This window comes from Sporomusa aerivorans, assembly GCF_041428895.1.
Lineage (GTDB): Bacteria > Bacillota > Negativicutes > Sporomusales > Sporomusaceae > Sporomusa > Sporomusa aerivorans.
Map to the genome: position 1 here is coordinate 2,381,369 of NZ_CP156926.1, position 24,191 is coordinate 2,405,559.

The 24,191-nt window shown below is 47.2% G+C and carries 30 protein-coding genes and 3 tRNA genes; 29 read left to right on the forward strand and 4 right to left on the reverse strand.

The features are described 5' to 3' along the window. The first annotated feature begins 17 nt into the window (after window positions 1–17). From rph to SATMO3_RS11085, 22 genes are all read left to right on the forward strand, one after another. Window positions 18–761 carry a ribonuclease PH gene (gene rph, locus SATMO3_RS10980; RefSeq protein WP_371380831.1) on the forward strand — a complete coding sequence of 248 codons (744 nt, stop codon included), beginning with the start codon at window positions 18–20 and terminating at the stop codon, window positions 759–761. A gap of 3 nt (window positions 762–764) precedes the next feature. Continuing rightward, the gene (locus SATMO3_RS10985; protein WP_371380832.1) at window positions 765–1,373 is read left to right on the forward strand and encodes an XTP/dITP diphosphatase; all 609 of its coding nucleotides are present in this window, start codon (window positions 765–767) and stop codon (window positions 1,371–1,373) included. After that, complete coding sequence (locus tag SATMO3_RS10990; RefSeq protein ID WP_371380833.1) at window positions 1,370–1,846, forward strand: metallophosphoesterase; 477 nt, start codon at window positions 1,370–1,372, stop codon at window positions 1,844–1,846. Before SATMO3_RS10985 ends, SATMO3_RS10990 begins: the two co-directional genes overlap by 4 nt. 92 nt (window positions 1,847–1,938) lie before the next feature. Further along, window positions 1,939–2,370, forward strand: coding sequence for an RDD family protein (locus tag SATMO3_RS10995; RefSeq protein WP_371380834.1), 432 nt, complete (start codon window positions 1,939–1,941; stop codon window positions 2,368–2,370). A 275-nt stretch (window positions 2,371–2,645) separates the two neighbouring features. Next, window positions 2,646–2,843 (forward strand): hypothetical protein, encoded by a 198-nt coding sequence (locus SATMO3_RS11000; protein ID WP_371380835.1) that lies wholly within the window; start codon window positions 2,646–2,648, stop codon window positions 2,841–2,843. A gap of 259 nt (window positions 2,844–3,102) precedes the next feature. Continuing rightward, complete coding sequence (locus SATMO3_RS11005; protein ID WP_371380836.1) at window positions 3,103–4,077, forward strand: GntR family transcriptional regulator; 975 nt, start codon at window positions 3,103–3,105, stop codon at window positions 4,075–4,077. Window positions 4,078–4,082: 5 nt separating this feature from the next. Further along, window positions 4,083–4,493, forward strand: a complete 411-nt coding sequence (gene glmS, locus SATMO3_RS11010; RefSeq protein ID WP_371380837.1) for a methylaspartate mutase subunit S — start codon at window positions 4,083–4,085, stop codon at window positions 4,491–4,493. 13 nt (window positions 4,494–4,506) lie between these two features. After that, a complete protein-coding gene (gene glmL / locus SATMO3_RS11015) occupies window positions 4,507–5,889 on the forward strand; it encodes a methylaspartate mutase accessory protein GlmL (RefSeq protein WP_371380838.1) in 1,383 nt (460 codons plus the stop codon). Between the two features lie 24 nt (window positions 5,890–5,913). Further along, window positions 5,914–7,365, forward strand: a complete 1,452-nt coding sequence (locus tag SATMO3_RS11020) for a methylaspartate mutase subunit E (RefSeq protein ID WP_371380839.1) — start codon at window positions 5,914–5,916, stop codon at window positions 7,363–7,365. Window positions 7,366–7,537: 172 nt separating this feature from the next. Further along, window positions 7,538–8,785, forward strand: a complete 1,248-nt coding sequence (locus SATMO3_RS11025) for a methylaspartate ammonia-lyase (protein ID WP_371380840.1) — start codon at window positions 7,538–7,540, stop codon at window positions 8,783–8,785. A 54-nt stretch (window positions 8,786–8,839) separates the two neighbouring features. Continuing rightward, window positions 8,840–9,781 (forward strand): alanine-tRNA synthetase second additional domain-containing protein, encoded by a 942-nt coding sequence (locus SATMO3_RS11030; protein WP_371380841.1) that lies wholly within the window; start codon window positions 8,840–8,842, stop codon window positions 9,779–9,781. A gap of 20 nt (window positions 9,782–9,801) precedes the next feature. Then, window positions 9,802–10,092, forward strand: a complete 291-nt coding sequence (gene citD / locus SATMO3_RS11035) for a citrate lyase acyl carrier protein (RefSeq protein WP_371380842.1) — start codon at window positions 9,802–9,804, stop codon at window positions 10,090–10,092. After that, a complete protein-coding gene (locus SATMO3_RS11040; RefSeq protein WP_371380843.1) occupies window positions 10,092–10,961 on the forward strand; it encodes a CoA ester lyase in 870 nt (289 codons plus the stop codon). Before citD ends, SATMO3_RS11040 begins: the two co-directional genes overlap by 1 nt. 1 nt (window position 10,962) lies before the next feature. Next, window positions 10,963–12,510 (forward strand): citrate lyase subunit alpha, encoded by a 1,548-nt coding sequence (citF, locus tag SATMO3_RS11045; protein WP_371380844.1) that lies wholly within the window; start codon window positions 10,963–10,965, stop codon window positions 12,508–12,510. Between the two features lie 126 nt (window positions 12,511–12,636). Next, the gene (gene citC, locus SATMO3_RS11050) at window positions 12,637–13,683 is read left to right on the forward strand and encodes a [citrate (pro-3S)-lyase] ligase (RefSeq protein ID WP_371380845.1); all 1,047 of its coding nucleotides are present in this window, start codon (window positions 12,637–12,639) and stop codon (window positions 13,681–13,683) included. A gap of 162 nt (window positions 13,684–13,845) precedes the next feature. Then, window positions 13,846–15,270, forward strand: a complete 1,425-nt coding sequence (locus tag SATMO3_RS11055; RefSeq protein ID WP_371380846.1) for an aspartate ammonia-lyase — start codon at window positions 13,846–13,848, stop codon at window positions 15,268–15,270. Window positions 15,271–15,331: 61 nt separating this feature from the next. Beyond that, window positions 15,332–16,564: an NADP-dependent malic enzyme gene (locus SATMO3_RS11060; protein ID WP_371381703.1), complete on the forward strand. Its 1,233-nt coding sequence runs from the start codon at window positions 15,332–15,334 to the stop codon at window positions 16,562–16,564. 11 nt (window positions 16,565–16,575) lie between these two features. After that, window positions 16,576–17,421, forward strand: a complete 846-nt coding sequence (locus SATMO3_RS11065; protein ID WP_371380847.1) for a fumarate hydratase — start codon at window positions 16,576–16,578, stop codon at window positions 17,419–17,421. A 14-nt stretch (window positions 17,422–17,435) separates the two neighbouring features. After that, the gene (locus SATMO3_RS11070) at window positions 17,436–17,993 is read left to right on the forward strand and encodes a Fe-S-containing hydro-lyase (RefSeq protein ID WP_371380848.1); all 558 of its coding nucleotides are present in this window, start codon (window positions 17,436–17,438) and stop codon (window positions 17,991–17,993) included. 114 nt (window positions 17,994–18,107) lie between these two features. Beyond that, window positions 18,108–18,184: transfer RNA gene (locus SATMO3_RS11075), tRNA-Pro, on the forward strand. A gap of 22 nt (window positions 18,185–18,206) precedes the next feature. Further along, window positions 18,207–18,280: transfer RNA gene (locus SATMO3_RS11080), tRNA-Gly, on the forward strand. An 18-nt stretch (window positions 18,281–18,298) separates the two neighbouring features. Then, window positions 18,299–18,374, forward strand: a tRNA-Arg gene (locus SATMO3_RS11085). Window positions 18,375–18,483: 109 nt separating this feature from the next. On the opposite strand, the gene SATMO3_RS11090 is transcribed toward SATMO3_RS11085, so the two are convergent. Both SATMO3_RS11090 and SATMO3_RS11095 read right to left on the reverse strand, forming a co-directional pair. Then, entirely contained in the window at window positions 18,484–19,692 is a 1,209-nt protein-coding gene (locus SATMO3_RS11090) for a tyrosine-type recombinase/integrase (RefSeq protein WP_371380849.1), read from the reverse strand. Window positions 19,693–19,828: 136 nt separating this feature from the next. Beyond that, window positions 19,829–20,578 carry a helix-turn-helix domain-containing protein gene (locus SATMO3_RS11095; protein WP_371380850.1) on the reverse strand — a complete coding sequence of 250 codons (750 nt, stop codon included), beginning with the start codon at window positions 20,576–20,578 and terminating at the stop codon, window positions 19,829–19,831. Window positions 20,579–20,728: 150 nt separating this feature from the next. On the opposite strand from SATMO3_RS11095, the gene SATMO3_RS11100 reads away from it, so the two are divergent. Then, window positions 20,729–20,968 carry a hypothetical protein gene (locus SATMO3_RS11100; protein ID WP_371380851.1) on the forward strand — a complete coding sequence of 80 codons (240 nt, stop codon included), beginning with the start codon at window positions 20,729–20,731 and terminating at the stop codon, window positions 20,966–20,968. 34 nt (window positions 20,969–21,002) lie between these two features. Here the strand turns inward: SATMO3_RS11100 and SATMO3_RS11105 are convergent, their stop codons facing one another. Next, window positions 21,003–21,689: a hypothetical protein gene (locus tag SATMO3_RS11105; protein WP_371380852.1), complete on the reverse strand. Its 687-nt coding sequence runs from the start codon at window positions 21,687–21,689 to the stop codon at window positions 21,003–21,005. 91 nt (window positions 21,690–21,780) lie between these two features. Between SATMO3_RS11105 and SATMO3_RS11110 the strand changes: the two genes are divergently transcribed. Then, window positions 21,781–22,089, forward strand: coding sequence for a hypothetical protein (locus SATMO3_RS11110; RefSeq protein WP_371380853.1), 309 nt, complete (start codon window positions 21,781–21,783; stop codon window positions 22,087–22,089). Window positions 22,090–22,268: 179 nt separating this feature from the next. Beyond that, entirely contained in the window at window positions 22,269–22,511 is a 243-nt protein-coding gene (locus SATMO3_RS11115) for a hypothetical protein (RefSeq protein ID WP_371380854.1), read from the forward strand. Between the two features lie 65 nt (window positions 22,512–22,576). Here the strand turns inward: SATMO3_RS11115 and SATMO3_RS11120 are convergent, their stop codons facing one another. Continuing rightward, entirely contained in the window at window positions 22,577–22,894 is a 318-nt protein-coding gene (locus tag SATMO3_RS11120; RefSeq protein WP_371380855.1) for a DUF6173 family protein, read from the reverse strand. 134 nt (window positions 22,895–23,028) lie between these two features. Here SATMO3_RS11120 and SATMO3_RS11125 point away from each other — a divergent pair, with 134 nt between their 5' ends. The 4 genes from SATMO3_RS11125 (at window position 23,029) to SATMO3_RS11140 (ending at window position 24,119) form a co-directional block, all read left to right on the forward strand. Then, window positions 23,029–23,373: a hypothetical protein gene (locus SATMO3_RS11125; protein WP_371380856.1), complete on the forward strand. Its 345-nt coding sequence runs from the start codon at window positions 23,029–23,031 to the stop codon at window positions 23,371–23,373. A gap of 141 nt (window positions 23,374–23,514) precedes the next feature. Further along, window positions 23,515–23,805, forward strand: coding sequence for a hypothetical protein (locus SATMO3_RS11130; RefSeq protein ID WP_371380857.1), 291 nt, complete (start codon window positions 23,515–23,517; stop codon window positions 23,803–23,805). Between the two features lie 5 nt (window positions 23,806–23,810). Then, the gene (locus SATMO3_RS11135) at window positions 23,811–23,948 is read left to right on the forward strand and encodes a hypothetical protein (RefSeq protein WP_371380858.1); all 138 of its coding nucleotides are present in this window, start codon (window positions 23,811–23,813) and stop codon (window positions 23,946–23,948) included. A gap of 3 nt (window positions 23,949–23,951) precedes the next feature. Continuing rightward, window positions 23,952–24,119: a hypothetical protein gene (locus tag SATMO3_RS11140; protein ID WP_371380859.1), complete on the forward strand. Its 168-nt coding sequence runs from the start codon at window positions 23,952–23,954 to the stop codon at window positions 24,117–24,119. The last annotated feature ends 72 nt before the right edge of the window (window positions 24,120–24,191 follow it).

Genomic DNA, 24,191 nt, shown 5'->3' on the forward strand with positions numbered 1-24,191 from the left:
AACTTAAGGAGGTCATTATGACCAGAGCAGACGGACGTGCAGCCGACGAACTAAGAAAAGTAAAAATTACCCGTAATTATTTGAAATATGCTGAAGGCTCAGTGCTGGTTGAGTTCGGGGACACTAAGGTTATTTGCGCCGCAACGGTTGAAGAGAAAGTGCCCCCATTTTTGAAAGGATCGGGTGAAGGCTGGGTTAGCGCCGAGTATTCGCTGATGCCGAGGTCAACGCAAAGCCGCAATGTGAGAGAGGCTGCCAGAGGCAAGCTGACCGGACGTACCCATGAAATTCAGCGGCTTATTGGCCGGGCCCTTAGAAGTGTTATTGATCTGAAGGCTTTGGGCGAAAAAACCATTTGGCTGGACTGCGACGTTCTGCAGGCCGACGGCGGTACGCGCACGGCTGCTATAACCGGTTCGTTTGTTGCGCTTGTGGATGCCGTCAACAGTATTTGGGGCGAGAACTCAAAACCCTTTCCGATAAAAGATTTCCTGGCCGCTGTTAGTGTTGGGATTTTACCTAACGGCGTATATCTGGATTTATGCTATAGCGAGGATTCTAACGCAGTTGTTGATATGAATCTGGTCATGACTGGCAGCGGACAATTTGTGGAAGTGCAGGGCACCGGTGAAAAAGGCACATTTACTCAGGAAGAACTGAATGCAATGCTCTCTGTCGGCAGAGAGGGTATTGAGATTTTATTAGATATTCAGAAAGAAACGCTTGGACAACTGGCGTGGAAAGTAGGCCGGGAGGGTTAAACGGTGCATAAAACAATTGAACAGATTGTTGTGGCTACGAAAAATGCCGGCAAGGTTGCCGAATTTAAATTAGCATTGCAAAATCTTCCTTATACGGTTATCTCCCTGACGGATTTGGGCAACTACCCGGAAGCTCCTGAGAACGGGGTAACGTTTATGGAAAATGCCTGTGCAAAAGCCGAATATTACGCCCGTCTTACAGGCCTGCTATGTATGGCCGATGACTCTGGTTTGGAAGTGGATTATCTTAAGGGAGAACCGGGCGTTTATTCCGCCCGCTATGCGGGTGAGTATGCCAGCGATGCCGATAATAACAAAAAGCTGCTGGACAATTTGATCGGTGTACCAGCGGAAAAAAGAACAGGAAGATTCCGTTGTGTATTGGCCCTTGCCAATCAGGAGCAAACCCTGCTTACGGCCGAGGGAACCGTCGAAGGTATTATTTTGGCTGAGGCGCGTGGTGAGAAGGGCTTTGGTTATGATCCGCTGTTTCAGGTGCCGGAATTGGGCCGTACGCTGGCGGAAATTTCAGCGGAGGAAAAAAACAGTATTAGCCACCGGGGCCGGGCGCTAAGTAGCTTAACAAACCAATTGGCAGAACTCGGAAAATGAGGATCGGTGTTGTCAGTGACACGCATGGCGACATACAGTCGCTAAAGCGGGTAATAGCTGCTGCCGGCCCGGTTGAACATTGGCTGCATGCGGGTGATTATTACCAGGATGGCTGGCGGCTGGCAGAACTGTCGCAGTTGCCGGTAACGGTTGTGGCCGGCAACTGCGACCGCGCCGCTGCTGTTCCTGCCGATGAGTATGTGGAATTGGCAGGTAAGACCATTTGGTTGACCCATGGTCACCGGCACAAAGTAAAGTATGGGACGCAAGACCTGACCTTTTGGGGCCGGCAATATTGCTCAGATATCGTCATTTTCGGACATACGCATGTAACATATAACCGCTGGCACGACGACATCTTATTGTTTAATCCTGGCAGTCCCAGTGCGCCGAGGGGCGAAACAGGCCCGACTTATGGTATCTTACATATCCGCGATAATGGCATTGTTGAAGCGCAAATTGTGAAATTGTAACCTCGCCCTGGTGGCGGGTTTTTTTTTCACTTACGTGAACTTTAACGCATATATTATTATGTCAGGGTAATAACACTAAAGGAGGTGGAAATTTGAATACACCTGATACGAATAATTACTTTACCAACGGCGCCGGTGTTGGTATTCGTGCTTTAGCAGCAATTATTGATGGAATCATTCTGGCTATTGTCAGTGGAGCCTTGCTGGCTGCGTTTGGGTCTGATTATAGTCATGGAAGTGTCGGCGGCCTGGAGTATCTGTGGTCACTAGCAATAGGTTTTTGCTACTACACATACTTTGAAGGCAACAACGGGGCAACTCCCGGCAAGATGCTCTTTGGCCTTAAAGTAGTTAACACTGATGGTACTGCCTGCGATGTCAGGGCTGCCGCCATACGTACCGCCTGCCGGATCATTGACGGTCTGTTCGCCTATTTGGTGGGGGCTATTCTGATATGGATATCTGACCGTAACCAACGGTTAGGAGATAAAATAGCAGGTACTTTGGTTGTTAAAGCGAAGTAATCTGCAAAAAAATAACCTGCATGCAGCTCTTGGGCTTGGTGTAGGTTATTTATATTTTACGGCAGGTTGGTAAATAATAGTAAGCAATATGCATCGCCTTACGGTCTTATGGGAGATCAGGCATTGCAGTTAAAGGTTGAGGAGGAAATAAAGTTTGCAAGGCGCAGCTAACTAATTATTTTTAAAATAATCCGAATTTTAAGTTGAAAATGCAGGATTCTTGCTTTAAATAACCGAATATTCTATGAAATAGCAAAAAAAAGGAGCTGGTTCACGTGCCAGTTGTTGGACCGGGATTTACAAGTTTCTGGTATAGTGAGGATATGGAAGAGCAGGTGGTGGTTTCCGACGGTCAGTTTATTCTGCTGAATTCTAATACCAGAAGAGTGGAGCGATTAGGCGATACAATCGAAGAAGCTAAAGACGCGTTGAAATTGCTGGGGAAATTTGAAGCTTTTCCGGATTTTCAATAACTACCTTAGTGAGCCCGGGGAGGGCTCTTTTTCTTTTCCTGCTAACGATAAAGCAGCATCGGCTTGCGCTTTTGCTCAAGACTCGCGCAGCCGTGGTTCGCTATGCATTTTTAGTGAGGGCGTATGCAACACTAAAGGTGCTCAATACGTAATGTATTCCATAATAGAATTTTCTTGCATTTTGTATTCACGTGTGAGATAATAATACTGTGAAGTTAAATTGGATTAATCCATTAATCCAATTGGTGGAGTGGTGGCTGTGATTGTACAAAAGCTTGGTGTGCCAATATACCTGCAAGTGAAAGCATACATTTTGGACAAGATAAAAACAGGCTGTTACAAAACAGGCGACAAGCTGCCGACAGAACGTCAATTGTCGGAAGATCTGGGGATTAGCCGCAATACAGTCAGCGCCGCTTACAAAGAGCTATTGCTGGAAGGCGTTTTGGAGGCGCGGCAGGGACGGGGAACTTTTGTCCGGGAACAGACAACCGACATAACGGCAGGCGCCGATGTGGCCGGCAGCCGGCTTGAACGGGCACTAAGAGTGATTGATGCCGCCATGGCCCAGGTAGTAGAACTTGGCTTTACCGTTGAACAGTTTGCCAGTATTACTGCTATCCGGGCTAAAGAGAGGGAATTGTCGACAAGACAGTTAAGAGTGGCTGTTGTTGACTGTACGCTCGAATATGTCGAACGATTTATTTCTCAGCTTGCCCAAACAGCCCAGGCCCGGTTTGAACCGGTAGTTTTAACTGATTTGATGACCGGTGTTGTAAAAACGGAGTTTCTGGCCGCTTGCGATTTGGTGGTCACAACAGTGGAGCATCAGTCGTCGGTTGCTGAAATTTTGGGCAATCATTCTAAGCTATTAGCCGTGTCGACCGTACCCAACCTGGAGGCAGTCATTAAGCTTGCCCGTTTGCAGTCTGGTTCTGAGGTAGTTGTCGTCGCCAAGACGCAGGCTTTTGTGGAAGCATTAGAGAGACTCCTGCGTAAAATTGGCTGTAACGGTATCCGGTTAATACCTTGTATCGGGGTAGAACGGGAACCAATCAGACACTGTATTGCAGATTGTAAGGTTATTGTTACCGCCGAGGCTGCGCAGCATATTGTCCGCCAAGTGGCTGTAGAAACACAGGAAATCATCGCTTTTTATTATGAAATCGACCAGGGGTCGCTCCAACAGGTTATCAACCGGTTGGTTGCAGAGTCTGATAAAGCAAAGGAGTAGTGGAAATGACAAACAAGACAAAGGTTATATTAGGCGTAATTGGCGCTGACTGTCATGCAGTTGGCAACAAAATCCTGAACCATGCTCTTACAGCAGCCGGTTATGAAGTAATTAATCTGGGAGTGCTGGTTCCGCAGGAAGAATTTGTTAACGCAGCAATCGAAACCGATGCCAGGGCCATCCTGGTTGCATCCTTATACGGTCATGGTGAAATCGACTGCCGTGGTTTGAGGGATCGCTGCCGTGAAGCTGGTATCGAAGATGTTTTGCTCTATGTTGGCGGCAACCTGGTGGTTGGTAAAACTGATTTTAAAGAAGTTGAACAAAAGTTCCTCGCAATGGGGTATGACAAGGTATATGAGCCAGGCACACTGCCTGACAAAGTACTTGCCGATCTGAAAGAGGACTTGAAATAAAGGGGTCTTTATTTTGAATAACGTTTTGCTTATCGATTTTGGCAGTACATATACCAAAATTACAGCAGTAGACGTTGATCAGGAACAGGTTTTAGGTACTGCCAGAGGTATTACTACCGTTGAGACTGACATTATGGATGGTTTGAACCAGGCTCTCGCTGCGCTTTTTGCAAAGACCGGCAAACTTGAATTTGAAACGGTACTTGGCTGTTCAAGCGCTGCCGGTGGTCTTAAGATGGTGGCTGTCGGCCTGGTGCCTGAGATGACGGCCGAAGCAGCCAAACGGGCGGCTTTGGGAGCCGGTGCGAAAGTACTTAAGGTGTTCAGTCACGAATTAAGTGAATACGAGATTGAGGAAATTGCCGCCCTAAAGCCGGACATCCTTTTGTTAGCCGGAGGCACAGACGGCGGCAACCAAAAAGTTATACTGCATAATGCTAAAATGCTGGCCGGACTTGGCTGGGACGTGCCGGTAGTAGTGGCAGGCAATAAATCGGTTACACCGACAGTTGTCAAAATCTTGGGCGAGAAAATGACTGAGGTTTGTCCCACCGAAAACGTTATGCCAAAACTGGATGAACTTAATATTGAACCGGCTCGCGCCGTTATTCGCGACATATTTTTGCGCCGGATAACCGAAGCAAAGGGTCTAAACCGCGCGAATAAAATGGTAGACCGGCTGGTTATGCCGACGCCGGCGGCCGTTCTCAAGGCTGCGGAGCTCTTGAGCCAGGGCGGTGGCAAGGAAAAAGGGCTAGGTGACCTGATGGTGGTGGATATCGGTGGCGCTACTACCGATGTGTACTCCATCGCCAAAGGGGATCCGACAGTAGGCGGCGTTGCCTTAAAAGGACTGCCCGAGCCGTTCGGCAAACGCACGGTAGAAGGCGATCTGGGCATGAGGTACAGTGCCGGTGCGCTCCTGAAAGCGGCCGGAGCCGGGATGATTGCTGGTTATGCCGGCTCCACAGAGGCGGAAGTGACGGAATATGTGTCCAAAGTGGAAGCTGATATTGATCACCTGCCTCAATCGCCAACAGAAGCCCGTATTGAGATTGCCATGGGCAAAGCCTGCGTACGGTTAAGCGCCGACAGGCATGCTGGGCAACTGGTAACCTATTTCACACCCATGGGCACTACCTTTGTCCAGAATGGTAAAGACCTTACCAAGGTAACCACCGTTATCGGCACCGGCGGGGTAATTGTCAACAATCCTGAGCCGGAGGCCATTCTGCAAGGCATATTATTTGATGAAACCAACCCCCAGATACTCAAACCCAAAGACTCGGAGTTTTTGATTGATAAAGACTACATCATGTCCTCTATGGGATTGTTGGGGGAAGCCTATCCGGAAGTGGCTGTGCGCATGATGAAGAAGTATATTGTGAAGAAATAGATTAATTGAGGAGGCTTTTGCCACATGGAACTTAAGAATAAAAAGTGGACTCATGACGAGTTTTATGCTATCCGCCAAGAAGTTCTTACTCACTGGCCAACAGGTAAGGATGTAAATTTTGAAGAGGCTGTAAAGTATCACGAAGCCATTCCGGCCAAGCGCCATTTTGCTAAACGACTGATAAAGGCTAAGAAAAACGGCGAGACGCTGACCCAGCCCCGCGCCGGTGTTGCCCTCATCGATGAGCATATCAATCTCTTAAACTTCCTGAAAAACGAGGGCGAAGCCGATCTGTTGCCGACAACCATTGACAGCTATACCCGCCAGAATCAATATAAGGAAGCGCAAAACGGCATTGAGGAAAGTCTCAAAGCCGGCCGTTCACTCTTAAATGGCTTCCCGGCTGTCAACCACGGTGTTGCCGGTGTACGCCGGGTAGTGGAAAGCGTAGACGCGCCGCTGCAGGTGCGCCATGGTACGCCCGATGCCCGTCTGCTCGGCGAAATTACTATAGCTGCCGGCTATACTTCCTATGAGGGCGGCGGTATCTCCTATAACATACCGTATGCCAAGAGCGTTTCCTTGGAACAAACTATCTATGACTGGCAGTACTGCGACCGTATGATCGGCATCTACGACGAACATGGTATCGAAATTAACCGCGAACCGTTTGGTCCGCTGACCGGTACACTGGTACCGCCCAGTGTCTCCCATGCCGTTGCCATTATCGAAGGTATTCTCGCCGCCGAACAGGGTGTAAAAAATATCACTCTGGGCTATGGCCAATGCGGCAACCTGATTCAGGATATCGCCGCCATTAAGGCTCTTGAGCAGCTTGCTGAAGAATATATGGTCAAGCACGGCTACAATGATTGTTTACTTACTACTGTATTCCATCAGTGGATGGGCGGTTTCCCGCAAGATGAAGCCAAAGCCTTTGGCGTTATTTCCTGGGGGGCTGCCGCTGCTGCGCTGGCAAAAGCCACTAAGGTTATTGTTAAGACGCCGCATGAGGCACTGGGTATCCCGACGAAAGAGGCCAATGCGCAAGGTCTCAGAACCACCAAACAAATGATCAATATGCTTAAAGACCAGGCTTTCCCGCTAACCAAAGAGCTGGAAACTGAAATCAATATCATTAAAGCGGAAACCCGTTGTATTCTTGACAAAGTGTTTGAGTTAGGCGGCAGCGATTATGCTATTGGCTCGGTTCGCGCCTTTGAAGCCGGTGTGCTTGACGTACCGTTCGCTCCCAGCAAATTCAGCCTGAACAAGATCCTGCCGGCACGCGACAATAACGGCGCTGTCCGTCTGTTCGATGTAGGCAACCTGCCGTTTACCCCTGATCTTGTTGCGTTCCATAAAGACAAGATGGCGGAGCGGGCGAAGGCCGAAGGCCGTGAGCCGAGCTTCCAGATGGTAATTGACGATATCTATGCCATCTCCAAAGGCAATCTGGTAGGCCGTCCGCGCTAAAAAAGAATAGTTTACTTAAGCTAAGTAATGTGAAACGGAGGTGAGATTGCTGTGCTAGTGGCGCTGTATCCGAAACTGGCGAACAACCGCCACGTCACTAGTGCCCGCGCAATCATCTTCCGTTTCTTCTTGTTTTGAAAAAACAAATCATTTTAAAGGGGAGTAATTCATAATGAAAATTATTGATGTAGTTTGTTCGAAAGGCCGTACCGGTTTCTATTTTGACGATCAACGGGCGATTAAGGCCGGTGCTGCTCATGATGGTTTTACCTACATAGGACAGCCTATTACCGATGGTTTCAAAGCCGTGCGTCAAGCCGGCGAAGCCGTATCGGTCATGATTATTCTCGAAGACGGACAAATCGCCTACGGTGACTGCGCTGCTGTTCAATATAGCGGTGCCGGCGGACGGGATCCGTTGTTCTTAGCCGAAGACTTCATTCCTGTAATTGAAAAAATGATTAAGCCCCGCCTGGTGGGCCGTGAACTTGCTTCCTTCAAGCAACTGGCTGAAGAAATCGACCATCTTAGCGATGAAAATGGCAAACGCATTCATACTGCACTGCGCTATGGTGTTACCCAGGCAATTCTGGATGCCGTTGCTAAAGCTAAAAAACAGCTTATGTGTGAAGTTATTGCCGGCGAATATAATACCGAAGTCAGCGCTAAAGAAATTGCTATCTTTACCCAGTCCGGTGATGACCGTTATAATAATGTTGATAAGATGATTATCAAGCATGCTGAAGTGCTGCCGCACGGCCTCATTAACAATGTTAAAGAAAAACTGGGTGAAAACGGTGAATTGCTTGTTGAATATGTTAGCTGGCTGAGAGAACGGGTGGCAAAACTCAAAACCACCGCCGACTACGCGCCTGTACTGCATATTGACGTGTACGGCACTATTGGCCTGGCTTTCAACAATGATGTTGACCGTATCGTGGAATACTTCCGCAAGCTGGAAAAAGCGGCTGCTCCGCTAACTCTCCGCATTGAAGGACCTGTTGACGTAGAAGACCGCGAAAAGCAAATTGAAATCTTGGCCGAAATTACCTCCCGCCTGCATAAAGAGAATATCAAGGTGGAAATCGTGGCTGACGAATGGTGCAACACTTTCGAAGATATTAAAGACTTTGCCGACAAAGGAGCCGGCGATATGCTGCAAATCAAGACCCCTGATCTTGGCGGCATTAACAACATTATCGAGGCCGTACTGTACTGCAAACAAAAAGGGGTTGGTGCTTATCAAGGCGGCACCTGCAACGAAACCAACCGTTCGGCCGAAGTGTGCGTTCATGTAGCCATGGCGACCCAGCCTGTTCAAATGCTGGCTAAACCTGGCATGGGTGTAGACGAAGGCTATATGATTGTTTATAATGAAATGCAGCGTATTTTAGCAGTACGCAAAGCGCGTAAACATTAATTATTTTACCCTGTCAGATAGTATGGCAGGTCTTGTGAGGGGGACCCGTTTATTATGAAGTCAACCGTTACTCTCGGTCTCGGCGACCAGCTCATGTATTCCAGTTATTTCGCGCCGCGCGGGCGCAACCGGATGTATATTTTGGGGCAGCAGCTAAGTGAACGTTATTTATCGCCGCTGGACCGTCTGATCGGCATCATCGGTGATGCCGGCGCGGGTAAGTCTTCCATGGTAAAAGGCATGTTTCCCGGCCTTGAACTTACCAATGATGACGACGGCGTCAATATCAGGCCGCTGCCGCTTTTGAAAAATATTGACAGAGGCTTTTTCTCCAGTCACACCTACCATGTGGACATCCGGTTTGAACTGGCTTTTACGCAGATACATGTTTTGGCTGAAGCCGTCACGCAGGCGTTGGCTCATGGTAAACGGGTCATTGTTGAACATTTTGATCTTTTGTTTCCCCTGCTCAAAACTAACGCCGATGTTCTTATCGGCGTTGGCGGCGAGGTCATTGTTGTAAGACCCACGGTGTTCGGACCTGTGCCGCAGGAAATACGCGACGTTGTTGTAAGGACGCTGCAGTTCCGCAAGATGGCCCATACGGCAGAAGACCTTACCAACCGTATTTTGGTCAATGATTACGGCGCTATCTTAGAATTCCGCCATCGTGATGTGCACCATGGCTTTGTGCTTGAATATCCGCTCGAGTTGTCGGCTGATCTGAAAGAAGTGGAGCGCAAAGTGAAACACCTTATCGATGAAGGTATTAATATAAGTTATTGTGATGAAGAGCATATTAAAATAGGCGATTTGAGCTGGTCCTGCTCCGGTCCGCGCACCCATGTGCGCAATACCGAAGACATTGAAAACTTCCGGCTTATTCCTGAATATAAATATGATCCCAAGACCCGTACCTATCTTATTATCGGTCTTGTTGGACCGATGTCCGATACACTTGATGGCTTTACGCTCTTAAATACCATCAATTGTTAGAGGTTTTTTAGGAGGTTAGTATGAACGAACTCAAACCGGCCCAGGCCGGCACTCTGGAATCCAATGATATTATGATAACAGTTGCTCCGGGCGAGAAAGGCAGCGGTATTGTACTGGAACTGGAAAGTATTGTTCTGGCGCAATACGGTCAGGCGATCAGAAGAACCATTGAGGCAATGCTTGCGGAGCAAAATGTTACCGACATATATGTTAAAGCTGTTGACAGAGGGGCGCTTGATTGTACCATTCAGGCGCGGACCCTTGCCGCTTTGGCCCGGGCAGGGATTATTCTCCGGGAGGAGCTGATCTGATGGATTTACGCAGAACTATGTTATTTATGCCGGGCAATAACCCCGGCATGTTGCAAAATGGCGGTGTGTTCGGCGCCGATGCGCTTATTCTGGATCTGGAGGATGCCGTTGCGCCGCAGGAGAAGGATGCCGCCCGGCTGCTGGTAGCGCAAGCTCTGAAAACTGTTGATTACGGCATGAGCGAAAAAGTAGTGCGCATCAATCCACTGGACACTTTTGCCCGCCGGGATATCAAAGCCATCGTCCCCTGCGGTCCGGACGCGCTATTGATTCCCAAAGTGGAACGGCCGGAAGATATCAGTGAAGTAGCCCGTCTGGTCGCCGCCGCTGAACGTCCGGGACAAGCTCCGGTCAAACTCATTGCTCTCCTCGAAACCCCCTGCGGTATTGCCGAGTCATACCGTATTGCCAAAGCCGATGATCGGGTAGTTGCGCTGGCGTTTGGCGCAGAAGATTATACGGCATCGCTTGGCGCAAAACGGACGAAAGAAGGCACGGAAATTTTCAGCGCCCGTACCACTGTGGTTAACAGCGCGGCTGCCGCCGGTATTCAGTCGATTGATACTCCATTTACCGATGTAAATGACCGGGAGGGACTGCTTGCCGATACTGAGCTTGCTAAACGTCTGGGTTTCAAAGGCAAGCTTTCCATCAACCCTCGCCAGATTGATGACATACATACTGTCTTTAATCCTTCCGGTAAGGATATTGAGTGGGCGGACCGGGTAATCAAAGCCATTCGCAAAGCGGAAGCCGAAGGTTCAGGTGTAGCTTCGCTTGACGGCAAAATGGTCGACGCACCCATTGTCGCCAGAGCCGAGCGCATACTGTATCTGGCCCGCTTGCTGGGTTTGGCGGAGGAGGCTTAGTATGAATCAATTAACAAATTCCATAGGCCGTATCCTGCCTGAGTATATTGAAGGTTATGGGCAGGTGAGGCCCTTTAGCGGTGCGTTTGCCACTGCGCCTGATATGCAGCGTCAAGCGCCGGGCGTCAAACGGATTTTGCCCGGTGCGCAAAAACTGGCTGCCGATTTGGAAACGGTATTTAAATGCATTCCTGTTACCGATGGCATGACCTTGTCATTTCATCATCATTTACGCAATGGTGACGGCGTTGTTAATATGGTCTTGGCAGTTGCCGCCAAATTGGGCATTAAAGATCTGACAGTTGCGCTAAGTTCAGTTTTTCCGGTGCATGCCCCCATTGTAGAGCATGTGAAAACCGGTGTAGTTACCGGACTTGACACCAACTATATGTCAGGACCGGTAGCTGAGGCCGTATCGCGTGGGCTGTTCCCCAAGCCGGTTGTGCTTAGAACGCACGGCGGCAGGGCCAGAGCCATCGAATGCGGCCAGTTAAAAATAGATGTTGCATTTATCGCCGCTCCTACGGCTGATGATTACGGCAATTTAAACGGCGTTGAAGGTCCGGCGGCCTGCGGCTCACTGGGATACGCCATTCCTGATGCCGAGTACGCTCAGCATGTTGTTGCTCTTACCGACAATTTGGTGCCATACCCTCTTTCGCCTGTTTCTATTCCGCAAACCAGGGTAGATTATGTTGTCAAAGTGGATTCCATCGGTGATCCAAAAGGCATTGTATCCGGTACAACCAAGATTACCCGTGATCCGGTAGGTCTTAAAATTGCCGAGACAACGGCCAAGATCATCAAGGCTGCCGGACTTATCAAAGACGGATTTTCCTTCCAGACCGGAGCGGGGGGAGCTTCCCTGGCTGCTGCCCATTATGTCCGCCAGATGATGGCCGAAGCCGGTGTTACCGGCAGTTTTGCCTTAGGCGGCATTACCGGCTACATGGTAGAAATGCTGGAAGCCGGACTGTTTAAAAAGTTGATCGATGTGCAGGGGTTTGACCTGGATGCTGTGCGCTCGCTGGCGGCCAACCCGAATCACCTCGAAGTGGGTGCTGGTTTTTATGCCAGCCCGTTTAACCTGGGAGCTGCCGTTAATAAACTGGATGTAGTGGTACTGGGCGCTACCGAAATTGACACCAATTTCAACATCAATGTGGTCACCGGCTCTAACGGTGTTATCATGGGTGGCTCCGGCGGACATAGTGATGCGGCTGCCGGCGCTAAGGTTACTATTGTTGTGGCCAATCTTCTGCGTGGCCGGCTGCCGATCATTATGGATAAGGTACTGACTGCAACCACTCCCGGTGAGACAGTCGATGTGCTGGTTACTGAGCGGGGTGTGGCCGTCAATCCGCGCCGGACAGATTTGATTGAAAAGTTTAAGACGGCAGGATTGCCGCTAAAGACTGTGGAAGAATTAAAAGAACTGGCTGAAAAAATTGCCGGTGTGCCTGAAAGGATAACAACCCGGGACAAAGTTGTTGCGGTAGTTGAGTATCGTGACGGTACCGTAATTGATGTTGTTAAGCAAGTAGGCTAGAACAAATAAGAGATTGCTTCACCAACGTTTGCAACATCCAGGGGATTTCCTTTGTACTTGCTGGCGCCAGCGTGACAATCTCTCTTTTTACAATTCGTATCCAGGCGTTAAACAGGGGGCAGTGGCATGTGGGCTAATTACGAAATACGAGATATAAATCTGGACAGTGCCCGGGAAGTTGAGGCGGTAAGAACGTTTCTTGCCGGCTTTGAACTGACTTTTGACGGCGCTGTTGACTATACAGTTGCATTCTATCAAGACGATGAAATCGTTGCTACCGGTTCTCTCTCTGGCGAAGTTCTGAGAAACATTGCCGTTTCTCCCCGTCTACAGGGTGAAGGGCTGACAGCCAATGTGGTAAGTCATCTGATGCAGCAGGCCGGGCAGCGCGGCCTTTACCACTATTTTATCTACACCAAACCCACAGCCGCACCCATGTTTACGGCCCTGGGCTTCAAAGAAATCTCGCGGGTTGAGCCGTATGCCGTCCTGCTGGAATCCGGCATTGGTTCAATTGACGAATATTGCCGGGAAATAGCCAAACAAGCCGAAAAATTGCCGGTTGGTTCAAGGGCAGCCCTGGTTGTGAACTGCAACCCTTTTACACTCGGGCATAAAGCCGTTATTGCCAAAGCCTGCGCCGAGAATAAGGCTGTTGTCGTCCTGGTTGTCAGCGAAGACCGTTCGTTATTTCCGTTTGCGGTGCGCCTGCGTCTGGTTCAGCAGGGACTGGCCGAATTTGAGAACGTGCTTGTTATACCTGCCGGTAAATATATTGTTTCTGCGGCTACCTTTCCTTCGTATTTTACCAAGGGAGAAGCCACAGTCGCCGCGCAGACCAGCCTTGATGCCAATATTTTCGCCCGCTACATAGCGCCGGCGCTTGGTGTAACCCGGCGCTATGTCGGTGAAGAACCATATTGCGCAACGACCTGTACATACAATGAAGCCCTGACCGAGATCCTGCCACAGCATGAGATTAGTCTGGAGATTATGCCGCGAATAGCAGTCCAGGGGCAAGTCATCAGCGCTTCGCGCGTGCGGGAACTTATTCGCCAGGATAATTGGACTGCTTTACAAGAACTGATCCCGGAAACAACCTACCAGTATTTGATATCACCGGAAGCCCAGCCTGTTATTGAGCGAATCAAAGCCAACGATTCCCGGCATTAATGCTCGTAATGCACTCCTCCAAGAACAGTAAAATAGGTTGATAGGGTTTTGTATACAAAATACATGATGCGTGGTATAATTATTTGACAATTCCCATCAACTACGACTTGCATGTCTTAAAATAGAAAAAAACATGCAAGCCTTGTCTTAGGAGGATCTATTATGCGTGTTGAACGCGATTTTCTTGGAGAAATTGAGTTACCTGATGCAGCCTATTATGGTGTACAGACTATGCGGGCTGTTCAGAACTTTTCGATTACCGGACACAAACTGGACAAGGAATTTATTATTGCGCTGGCTATCGTCAAGAAGGCGGCTGCCAAGGCCAATATGAAAACCGGCCGTATGCCGACCAACATTGGTGCTGCCATTGTTGAGGCCTCTGTCGAAATTATGGCTGGTAAATGGCATGACCAATTTGTCGTTGATGCTATTCAAGGCGGCGCGGGCACATCCATGAATATGAATGCCAACGAGGTAATCGCCAATCGTGCTCTGGAAATTTTGGGACACAAGAAAGGTGATTACACAGTTGTATCACCCAACAATCACGTTAACATGGCTCAGTCGACCAATGATGTTATCCCTACAGCAATCCGCATTGCTATTATCAAGAAGGCTACCCGTCTGTATCATGAACTTGTCTTGTTGACAGATAGCCTGACTCATAAAGCAAACGAATTTAATCATGTGCTTAAAATGGGCCGGACCCATCTACAGGATGCAGTACCTATCACATTAGGTCAGGAGTTTGCCGCTTATGCTGCCGGGGTAAAACGGGCTGCTAAGCGAGTGCAACGGGCCATGCAGAACCTGTTAGCCATTAATATGGGGGCTACTGCGGTTGGGACTGGTTTAAATGCTGAACCTGAATATATCGAGGAAGTTGTGCGTCAGATTTGCTGGTTGACTGATGAAACATTTGTTTCGGCACCTAATCTGGTTGATGCTACGCAAAATACCGATGAGTTAGCCGAGTTTTCCAGCACTCTTAAGATTTGTGCTTTAAGCTTATCCAAGATGGCAGATGACTTAAGACTTATGGCTTCAGGACCTAAATGTGGTTTTAACGAGATAATCTTACCTGCCATGCAGCCGGGATCATCCATTATGCCGGGAAAAGTTAATCCGGTTATTCCTGAAATGGTAAATCAAGTGGCTTTTCAGATTGTCGGCAATGACCAGGTGGTTAGTCTGGCAGTTGAAGCCGGTCAATTTGAACTAAATGTTATGGAGCCGGTTATCGCATATAATATCTTTAATTCGCTTACCATACTAACAAATGCGATAAATACGCTTAACAACAGGTGTATAATGAATATTGCAGCTAATGATTGCCGTTGTCAGCAGATGGTGGACGACAGTATCGGCGTTATTACGGCGCTTCTGCCGCATATTGGTTATGAAGCCGCCTCGTTGATTGCAAAAGAAGCCATAAGTAGTTCACTCCCGGTAAGGGAAATTATTAAAGCTAAAGGTCTTATTCCTAACGACCAACTCGAGATTATTCTCTCACCAGGTGAAATGACCAAACCAGGTATAGCTGGTAAACAGTATCTTAGCAGCACCGGTCAGGATACTGCCTGAAAGTCTTTAAGCTTGGTTACAGAATTTCAGAAGATAAGTGTTAAAAATATGAGGGGGTTATATCATGGACGTACGCGAAGCTGCATTAAAACTTCACCGGGAAAATCAAGGGAAACTGGCGGTAGTATCAAAAGTGCCGTTATCTTCGCGGCATGATCTTAGTTTAGCCTATACGCCCGGCGTTGCCGAACCCTGCAAAGATATTAAAAACAATAAAGATTTATCTTTTGAACTTACCTGCCGGGGCAATATGATTGCTGTAGTATCTGACGGTACCCGGGTGCTGGGCCTTGGTGACATTGGGCCGGAAGCGGCTATGCCGGTAATGGAAGGTAAAGCCGTGTTGTTTAAAGCCTTTGGCGATGTCGACGCGGTGCCTATTTGTCTTGATACCAAAGATCCTGATAAAATCATTGAAACTGTCAAGCTGCTGCAGCCAACGTTTGCCGGTATTAACCTGGAAGATTTTTCTTCACCCAAATGTTATGATATTGAAGATACCTTGAAAGCCCAGATGGATATTCCGGTTTTCCATGACGATCAGCATGGAACTGCTATCGCCGCAGTGTCGGCTCTCATCGGGGCTCTGAGGTTTGTGAAAAAGAACTTGGCCGAGGTCAAAATCGTTGTGAATGGTGCTGGTGCTGCCGGTACGGCAATTGGCCGCCTGCTGGTGAACGCCGGTGCTAAAAATGTTATTATGGTCGATGTTCATGGCGCGCTTTATAAAGGCATGCCGGGACTTAACCGGGTACAGACAGAACTTGCCAAGGTAACCAACCTTACCAAACTGGAAGGTAATCTTGAACAAGTGTCTAAGTATGCTGATGCTTTGATTGGCGTATCAGCTCCCGGCGCCTTTACCAAAGAAATTATTCAGAATATGAACCCTGATCCGATTATTATTGCAATGGCTAATCCTGTGCCGGAAATTAGCTATGAGGATGCTAAGGCCGCCGGCGCCAGGGTGGCAGGTACCGGGCGTTCCGATGCGCCCAATCAGGTGAATAATGTGACAGTCTTTCCGGGTGTATTCCGGGGAGCCTTGGATGTAAGAGCACATCAAATAAATGAAGCGATGAAACTTGCCGCTGTTTATGCAATTGCTGATTTAATTCCGGAGAATGAACTTAAGGAAGACTATGTTGTGCCTGCTGTCTTTGACCCCAGAGTGGCGCCCGCTGTTGCCGCCGCTGTGGCCAAAGCCGCCATGGAGACCGGTGTGGCGCGGATTAAGGCCGACCCTGAAGAAATCAGAAAGAAAACAGCTGAACGGGTGGCGCGTAACCGCTAAAAGGAGGAAAAATGCGTACCATTGAAGTTTCCCAAATCACAGCCGCCGTTGCCAAACTGGCTATTGATGCCAACTATTACCTGTCTGATGACATTCGTGAAGCATTGGAAGCAGGCCGGGAACGGGAAGAGTCCCCGCTAGGCAAAGCAATTCTCGGTCAATTGGTGGAGAATGCCTGTATTGCCCGTGATGAGCAAATGCCGATTTGTCAGGATACCGGTATGGCCGTTATTTTTATAGAAGTTGGCCAGGATGTACATATTGTGGGCGGAAACCTGGAAGATGCCATTAATGCCGGTGTGGCGCAGGGCTATACCGAGGGCTATTTGCGCAAATCAGTTGTTGCTGAGCCGTTGTTTAACCGGAAAAACACGGGCGATAATACTCCCTGTGTGCTGCATACTGCCATTGTCCCCGGTGATAAAATCAAAATTACATTAGCTCCGAAAGGTTTTGGCAGTGAAAATATGAGTGCTCTGAAAATGTTTAAACCGGCTGATGGCCTGCCGGCTATCAAAAAATTTGTGGTGGATACCATTTTTAACGCCGGCTCGAATCCTTGCCCGCCAATTGTTGTGGGTATTGGTATTGGCGGAACCATGGAGAAAGCTGCCTTCCTGGCCAAGCGCTCCCTGCTTCGGCCTGTAAATAAGCGTAGTTCCCATCCGGAATACGCCAAACTGGAACAGGAACTATTGGAATTAGTCAACAAGACCGGTGTCGGCCCGCAGGGGCTTGGCGGCCGGGTAACGGCGCTGGCTGTTAATATTGAATACTATCCAACACATATTGCCGGACTGCCGGTGGCAATCAATATCAACTGTCATGCCACCCGTCATGCCGAAGTTGAATTATAAGGGGGTGTTGGCACATGCAAGAGACTATCAGAATTAACACTCCATTGACTGCGGAGCAGGCCCGCCAGCTTAAAGCCGGTGATTTTGTACTTATTAGCGGTACTATCTATACTGCCAGGGATGCTGCTCACAAGCGGATGGTAGAGGCCTTGGCAGCCGGGGAGAAGCTGCCTGTTGACTTTAAAGATCAAATTATTTATTATGTCGGCCCGGCGCCGGCAAAACCAGGCCAGGCTATCGGTTCTGCCGGACCTACCACCAGCGGCCGTATGGACGCCTATGCGCCGCGGCTGCTTGTCGAAGGCCTGCGCGGGATGATTGGTAAAGGCTACCGTTCGGCTGAAGTTGTTGACGCAATGATAAAGCATAATGCCGTCTATTTTGCAGCAACCGGCGGGGCGGCGGCGCTGATTGCCAAAGCAATTAAAAAATACGAGATAATTGCCTACGACGATCTTGGATCTGAAGCACTGGCCCGTTTAACAGTGGAAGACTTCCCGGCGATCGTTGTTATTGACAGTGAAGGCCGGAACTTTTACACCGAAGGTCAGGCTAAATACCGCGAGATTTAATTGGAGCATGACTGCTGCCGGCGTCCAACCGGACGCCTGGCAGCAGTAAAAAAATACATGAAAGTACTTGCTTGACAAACAATTAAAATGTCAGTATAATATATTTTGTGACTACGGGGCGTGGCTCAGTTTGGTAGAGTACCTGGCTTGGGACCAGGGGGTCGCAGGTTCGAATCCTGCCGCTCCGACCACATGTTTTTTATCACCTTTGTTGCGGGTGTAGCTCAATGGTAGAGCACTAGCCTTCCAAGCTAGCTACGAGGGTTCGATTCCCTTCACCCGCTCCATTTTATTTCAAATATTATGCGCCTGTAGCTCAGAGGATAGAGCAACCGCCTTCTAAGCGGTTGGTCGTAGGTTCGATTCCTACCAGGCGCGCCAGAAAATAAAGGCTTCCGAGGATTCGGAAGCCTTTTTATGTTATCTTGGTGTGCAACGAGTGTGCAACGGTAGTATTTTAAAAGGCTGTCCAGTTACGGACAGCCTTTTTTTATTTTAAGAAGGCATATGCTATTTTTTCAGCAATAAGCTTACTATTTTCGGGGATTGCGTGACTATAGATGTCAAGTGTGGTAGAGACTCTCGCATGACCAAGCGCGCGGGATACATCAGTAATTGGAACATTATTGGCCAATAACGTAGTGGCGAATGTATGTCTTAACGTGTGAAAGTTTTTACTGGGAAACAGTTTCCAATCTTTTTTCTGACGGCACTCTTTCAGTATCACTTCATATGATTTCTTTACGCTCATTGGTTTAGCGACGAAGTTATTCATTGAAAACTCAATATGCAGTTGTAGCTTATTCCAGAAGCGCTTTAAAAAGTTCTGCGGGGATATTGGGTTATGGTTGTTTGTTACAAAGGCAAGGTCATCGTCGCCGGGATGAAGCAGACGGCTTTCGGCCCATTTTTTCTTATATTCTTTTAGCGCAGCAACTGTTTGCAGGGGGATACTAATTTTACGGATACTATTTTTTGTTTTTGGTGGTTCAAAAATAATACCTTTTTTATTTGACACCTGGAGTGTTTGGCGAATAAATATCTCATTGTTGTTTAAATCAATATCTTGCCAGCGTATACCAAGCAATTCTCCCAATCGAATACCGGTAGTAATCGCTAATAGTAGCAACGGATAAAAACGATCTTTTTTTGCATGGGATAACAATAGCTCGATTTCAGTAGAAGTAAAAACCTGTATTTCTTCACGAATTACTTTAGGAGTATCAACAAGGTCGGCAGGATTACTTTGGAGATACTTATTGATTACAGCCCTTCGCAGCGCGTTACGAATCATTTGGTGAACCTTTTTTCTGGTTTCACCGGAAAAGCCTTCTTCTTGCATGTCATTATATAGATTCTGTAAGTGGTTAGGAGTAATTTTCTGAATAGGCATATTCCATAGTGGTTCTGTATGATAAATCTGTGATGTGTAGCCTTCATATGTCCGCTGTCTTATTTTGGGCTTTGCATAGGTTTCAACCCAAGACTGTAGCCAAACATACAGGGTTAAATTAGAGGGCTCAACGTGTTGATTACGACCGATCAACAAACGCTGTTCATTGAGCCAGTCTTTCACGCTATCATCATCTTTGCTGGATTTGGTTAGGCGGTTACCGGCAGGTGTAATGATCATTGCCCGGTACAATTGTTTTTTTTCGTCAAAATAGAAACTGCCCTCGCCATTTGCTCGTTTTGCCATAAAAAAATCAGTCCTTTCACGATTGTATATGAAAGGCCAATCAGGTATACTGTTATTGGAGTGTGCGATTGGCCTTTACGGCGAATTGTACGGAGATCGCTCAGTGTTGGTAGCACTGGGCGGTCTTTTTTTATTACTACAATACCTCACCAAAAATGCGAAGTTCATCATAGCTGCGTAATACAATATCAGGATAATTCGGATTTAAAGAAACGAGTCTGTCTTTATAGTATTTTTTACAATAACCTTCACCATTTAAACGAAATATCCCGATATGGCCTTCATCTAAGTAGGATTGCTGTTTTACCCAAGCAATATCGCCGTCATTAATCTTCGGTTTCATGCTATCGCCAACAATACGGACAGCGAAGTTTGCATCTAAAGGCACTTCAGGGCCGACTTCGATTTCTTCACAGTGGTTGCCGTCAAGTAAGGTACCTGTACCGGCAGATGCTGGTAGGTCATATAATGGGAGTTTGCGGAGCGGAATTACACATTCGATGCTAGCAGCATCTTGCTTCTTTGCATGATATATTTCCGTTCTGACAAACTCATGATTTAAAATTAACTCTACGGATTTTTTACCGTGCTCATCCAGGGCACGGTATTTTTTTATGAGGGATTGTTCGAGGATAGAAAGTGTTAAATCTGTTTTTGACTTTTCCCCCGGATCTTTGCCATATAGTAAATAGTCGACACTAACCCCCAAGGCTTCAGCAAGAGAGATCATTGTTCCAATTTTCGGTTCCGTGGTAATACCTGCAAGGATTTTACTAAGAGTGCCAATTGGGATATTAGCCTCTTTGGAAAGAACTTCTGTCGTAATCTTCTTTTCATTCTTAGTTGTTTTTATACGCTCCAAAATCGGAAGAAAATCGTAATCCAAAATAATCACCTCAGGGAAAGTATACCATTGAGTAACAATGATGTAAATATATTTTCTTCCGTTGACGGAAGAAAATAGTTGCAAAGTGGTTGACAAATTCCGTTGATGGAATTAACATAGAAACATAAAATTCCACCAACGGAAGAAAGGGTGAAAATGATGGTGAAAAATTTAGTAGCAGAACTTATTCGACCTGGGCACAAGCCAGACCAGACCGCAAAAATTATTGCCGATGTTCTTGGTTGCACAGAAAAAACAGCCAGAAATAAATTAAATGAAATTTCTGCCTTTACTGTACCAGAAGCTCTGAAAATTAATGAACAAATTTTTAAAAATGAATTTGAGATAAGGTATTTATTCGATACCCGCGTCTCGGATAAGTTGGCATAAAAAACCGACCAAAGGGCGGCAAGGGAAATAATAATTATTGAACCCATTGAGCTTCTAAAAGCTGTCCTGTCTCAATGTTTTGCTTGGCAATACATGCGTTGGCAACGACACCACCGAAACCATTTTTGCCTCTAAATTTTGTTACTACGGTAGCGATGCCTTGGTCATAATCAATGCTGTATCTGGTTTCTACGTGTTCATAACTTTTAGGATCATTCATGTTGTTCTTGATATATTTTTCAAGAGCACGATTGGAACCATCCCAAGCGCTTAAGTGTTGCTTTTCAAATTTCTCTTTCAGGGCATTTTTACGCTCTTGTTCAAACTTCTTTTTTGCTTCCTCTTTGACTTTTGGGACATCCATGTTTGCTATTTGCTCTAGCACGTATTTATTTAAGTACTGGTTCGATAAATAGCTTTTGGTATTAGTCTTGTTCTTGGTAGCACCTATTTCCTCATCGGTCATAAGTAATAAAATTTGAACCTGTGTGTCATAAGGGGCTTTAACTACTTTATTGAGTTCATCTTTTAATTTGACTGCATCAGGAGATTTAACATCTTCCAGTTCTTTTACCGCTTCGGTAAATTTGTTTTGAATAATTAATTTGTTTGCAGCATCAACCTTTTCTGCATCTGATTTCCCGCAGCCGATTACTAAGAGTGCAATAACTAAAATAACTATCAAGTGCCCAAATAGTACCAACCGATTTTTTGTGTTCAACGGTATCACTCCTCATAATTAATAGCTTTAGATTTCGACAAAAACCTAAATTTTCCTTGTAACAATTTGTAAAAAATGCGAGGCGATCTAAATGGAACCAGCATTTGAAACCATAGCTGCCTTTGCCAAGCGGGTCAATTTACCGGATGGTGTTATCCGGCGCATGGTAAAGCAGGGAGAGCTTCCATATGTCACGACTGGTAAGACGCATGTAAAAATTCATATTGAAGCTGCTTTGGAGGCAATACGGCATTACGCTGAACAAAAAGCCAGTGAATTACAGGCGAATATGCCCATACCAATTAACATGGCAAACATTCCGCAGTTAGTGCCGCGCTCTGAACGCAAACATAAAGGCCGGCCGCCGGATGCTGTTAGGTTGGGGCGAAAAGCTAAATAAAAAAGCCCGGCGTAAAGGCCGGACTCCTCTAGTATTTGTATATCCATCCAACCTCAAAATTATGCAAAGGGGGTGATAATCTTGGTCAAAATCTCTCGGCGCGAATATCGCGAACTGCTAAAAACATACCCGCATTGGGTGAAGCGCAGTAAAAATGGCTTTTGGAAGTGGTGATAAGCATGTTGGATGTTACAAAGGTAGCATGTCCGCTCCGCGAGCTGCAGCAAGAGCTTGCTGAGGCCATGGCGCAGATTGAGCTTATGAAGCCGGTCGTTGACGCCACTCTGGAATGGATGCAGGTGAAGAATGGCAGTTATTGTTACCCGGAGGATGCAGCATCACTGAAGAGTCGGTATCTGTATGGCATGTGTGTGGAGATGGACCTGTATAATGCGGCTGCGAAGTATAGGAAAGCGAGGTGAGACTGTGGACAAGCAAAAAGAAGCAGTCCAGTTGCTGGAACAACTGGACTGTAAGTTGGATAGGATTATTCATCTTCTGGAAGAACAAAAAAGTCAATCGTCACACGAGGAATGTCTGTATTTTTCCGTTTTACAATCTTTAGACAAACATTTACTTGGGATACATGCTGTAATATGCGAACCTCGCGTTTATCGCAGTGTCCGTAAAACACGAGTAAATCCGGGCCCGAATAGCCAATACCGGTCAGAATAAAATCCGAAGGACTTCCGCTGATCACAATTTCTAAACCTTCATCACCAGACAATGAATCCTGTAATTCAGCGATTTCTTCCCTCAAGTCTTGATGAATTTTTTCGGCTGCATTGTAAAATTCATACGACACTTCAATCACCTCCTTCTGAGGCGATATTTCGACGGTAATCCAGTAATTTCCTGTAAAACCGCAACCTAATTACTTGGCGAACATATGCTGTAAATCCTGCTGATCAATAAAAATATTTTGAAAGGAGGCCCAATATGCCCGAATACCTGAAATTCCGCTGCTGCATGTGCCCGCAGAAGAATGATTCCAGCCGTATTTGCCCTGGCGTACCCGGCATACTACACCCGAACGAATCACCTTGCCGGCTTGTCAAAGCTTATAAAGACAATCGAGGTTGGGAGTATTTCGTTCAGGCCGGAATTGGCGGAGATACCTATAAGACGTTTTACCGGAAACCAGGAAAAGCCGGTAAGGGGTTAATACGTGGTAAGTGCTGGCGACCGGTACCGTGGCGCGACAGTTTCGATGAGGCCCAGATTGACCTGAACATCGAAGCCGAGAAAAGAGGATGGGAGGAAATCAATGATGCCCCCGCCTGATGAGGCCAGCCGGGTACTGGCCGAAATTCCCGATCAGCTTCTAGCCATCGGGAGTCGCGGGAACCCGCCACGAGGGAGTATTGCAAGACTCCCCTTGATATAGATTGTTCTTTTAAAATCACAAAAACAGGAGGCAACGAGATGTTAGACATCAACGCAATGATTAAAAAAGCTGCTCAGGAAAAAGTCGATACGTCCATTATGTTTGATGTAACTGAGCCTGCCAAGGCCAAAATCACTATCGAAATACCCGGTCAAGATACTGTTGTGCTGGATGGACTTGACGAATTTATGGTTTTTCACGAGGTGAGTAACCGTTCCAGATGCGTAGGGATAGCCACTATTCCATTTCTGATTCGTATTTTTAAAGAACTAAAGGGCAAAATTGACAAGGCTATATGCAATGGATTGGCTGAGGCATTAGGGAGGTGAGTACTATGTTCAAAGTCAACACCATGGCTGCCCACATTCTCAGCCTGATCCGGCTCTTTGCGTTTTCGCCAGGCGAAACGCTGATGGTTCTTAGCCAAGTTAAGCAAGCCATTAAATCGGAAGAAAAAGCAAAGGAGGCGTAAATCTTGCCCACATGGTTTCATATTCCCATGGCAGTAATCATCGGGGCCAGCGCAGCTGTTGTAGCAGCCATAGTCATCGCGGTCCGAGAGCTTGGCGACTGGCGCGCGCTCAAACTGCAGTTAGTAGTAAATAATCGTAATCACAACCAGAGGAGGTTCGGAAGTGACTAATCTCCGTTGCTGGTGCCGGCGCTGCGCTACGAGCTACTGCGGTGCCAAGCAGTGCAAAAAGGATCCTTGCCC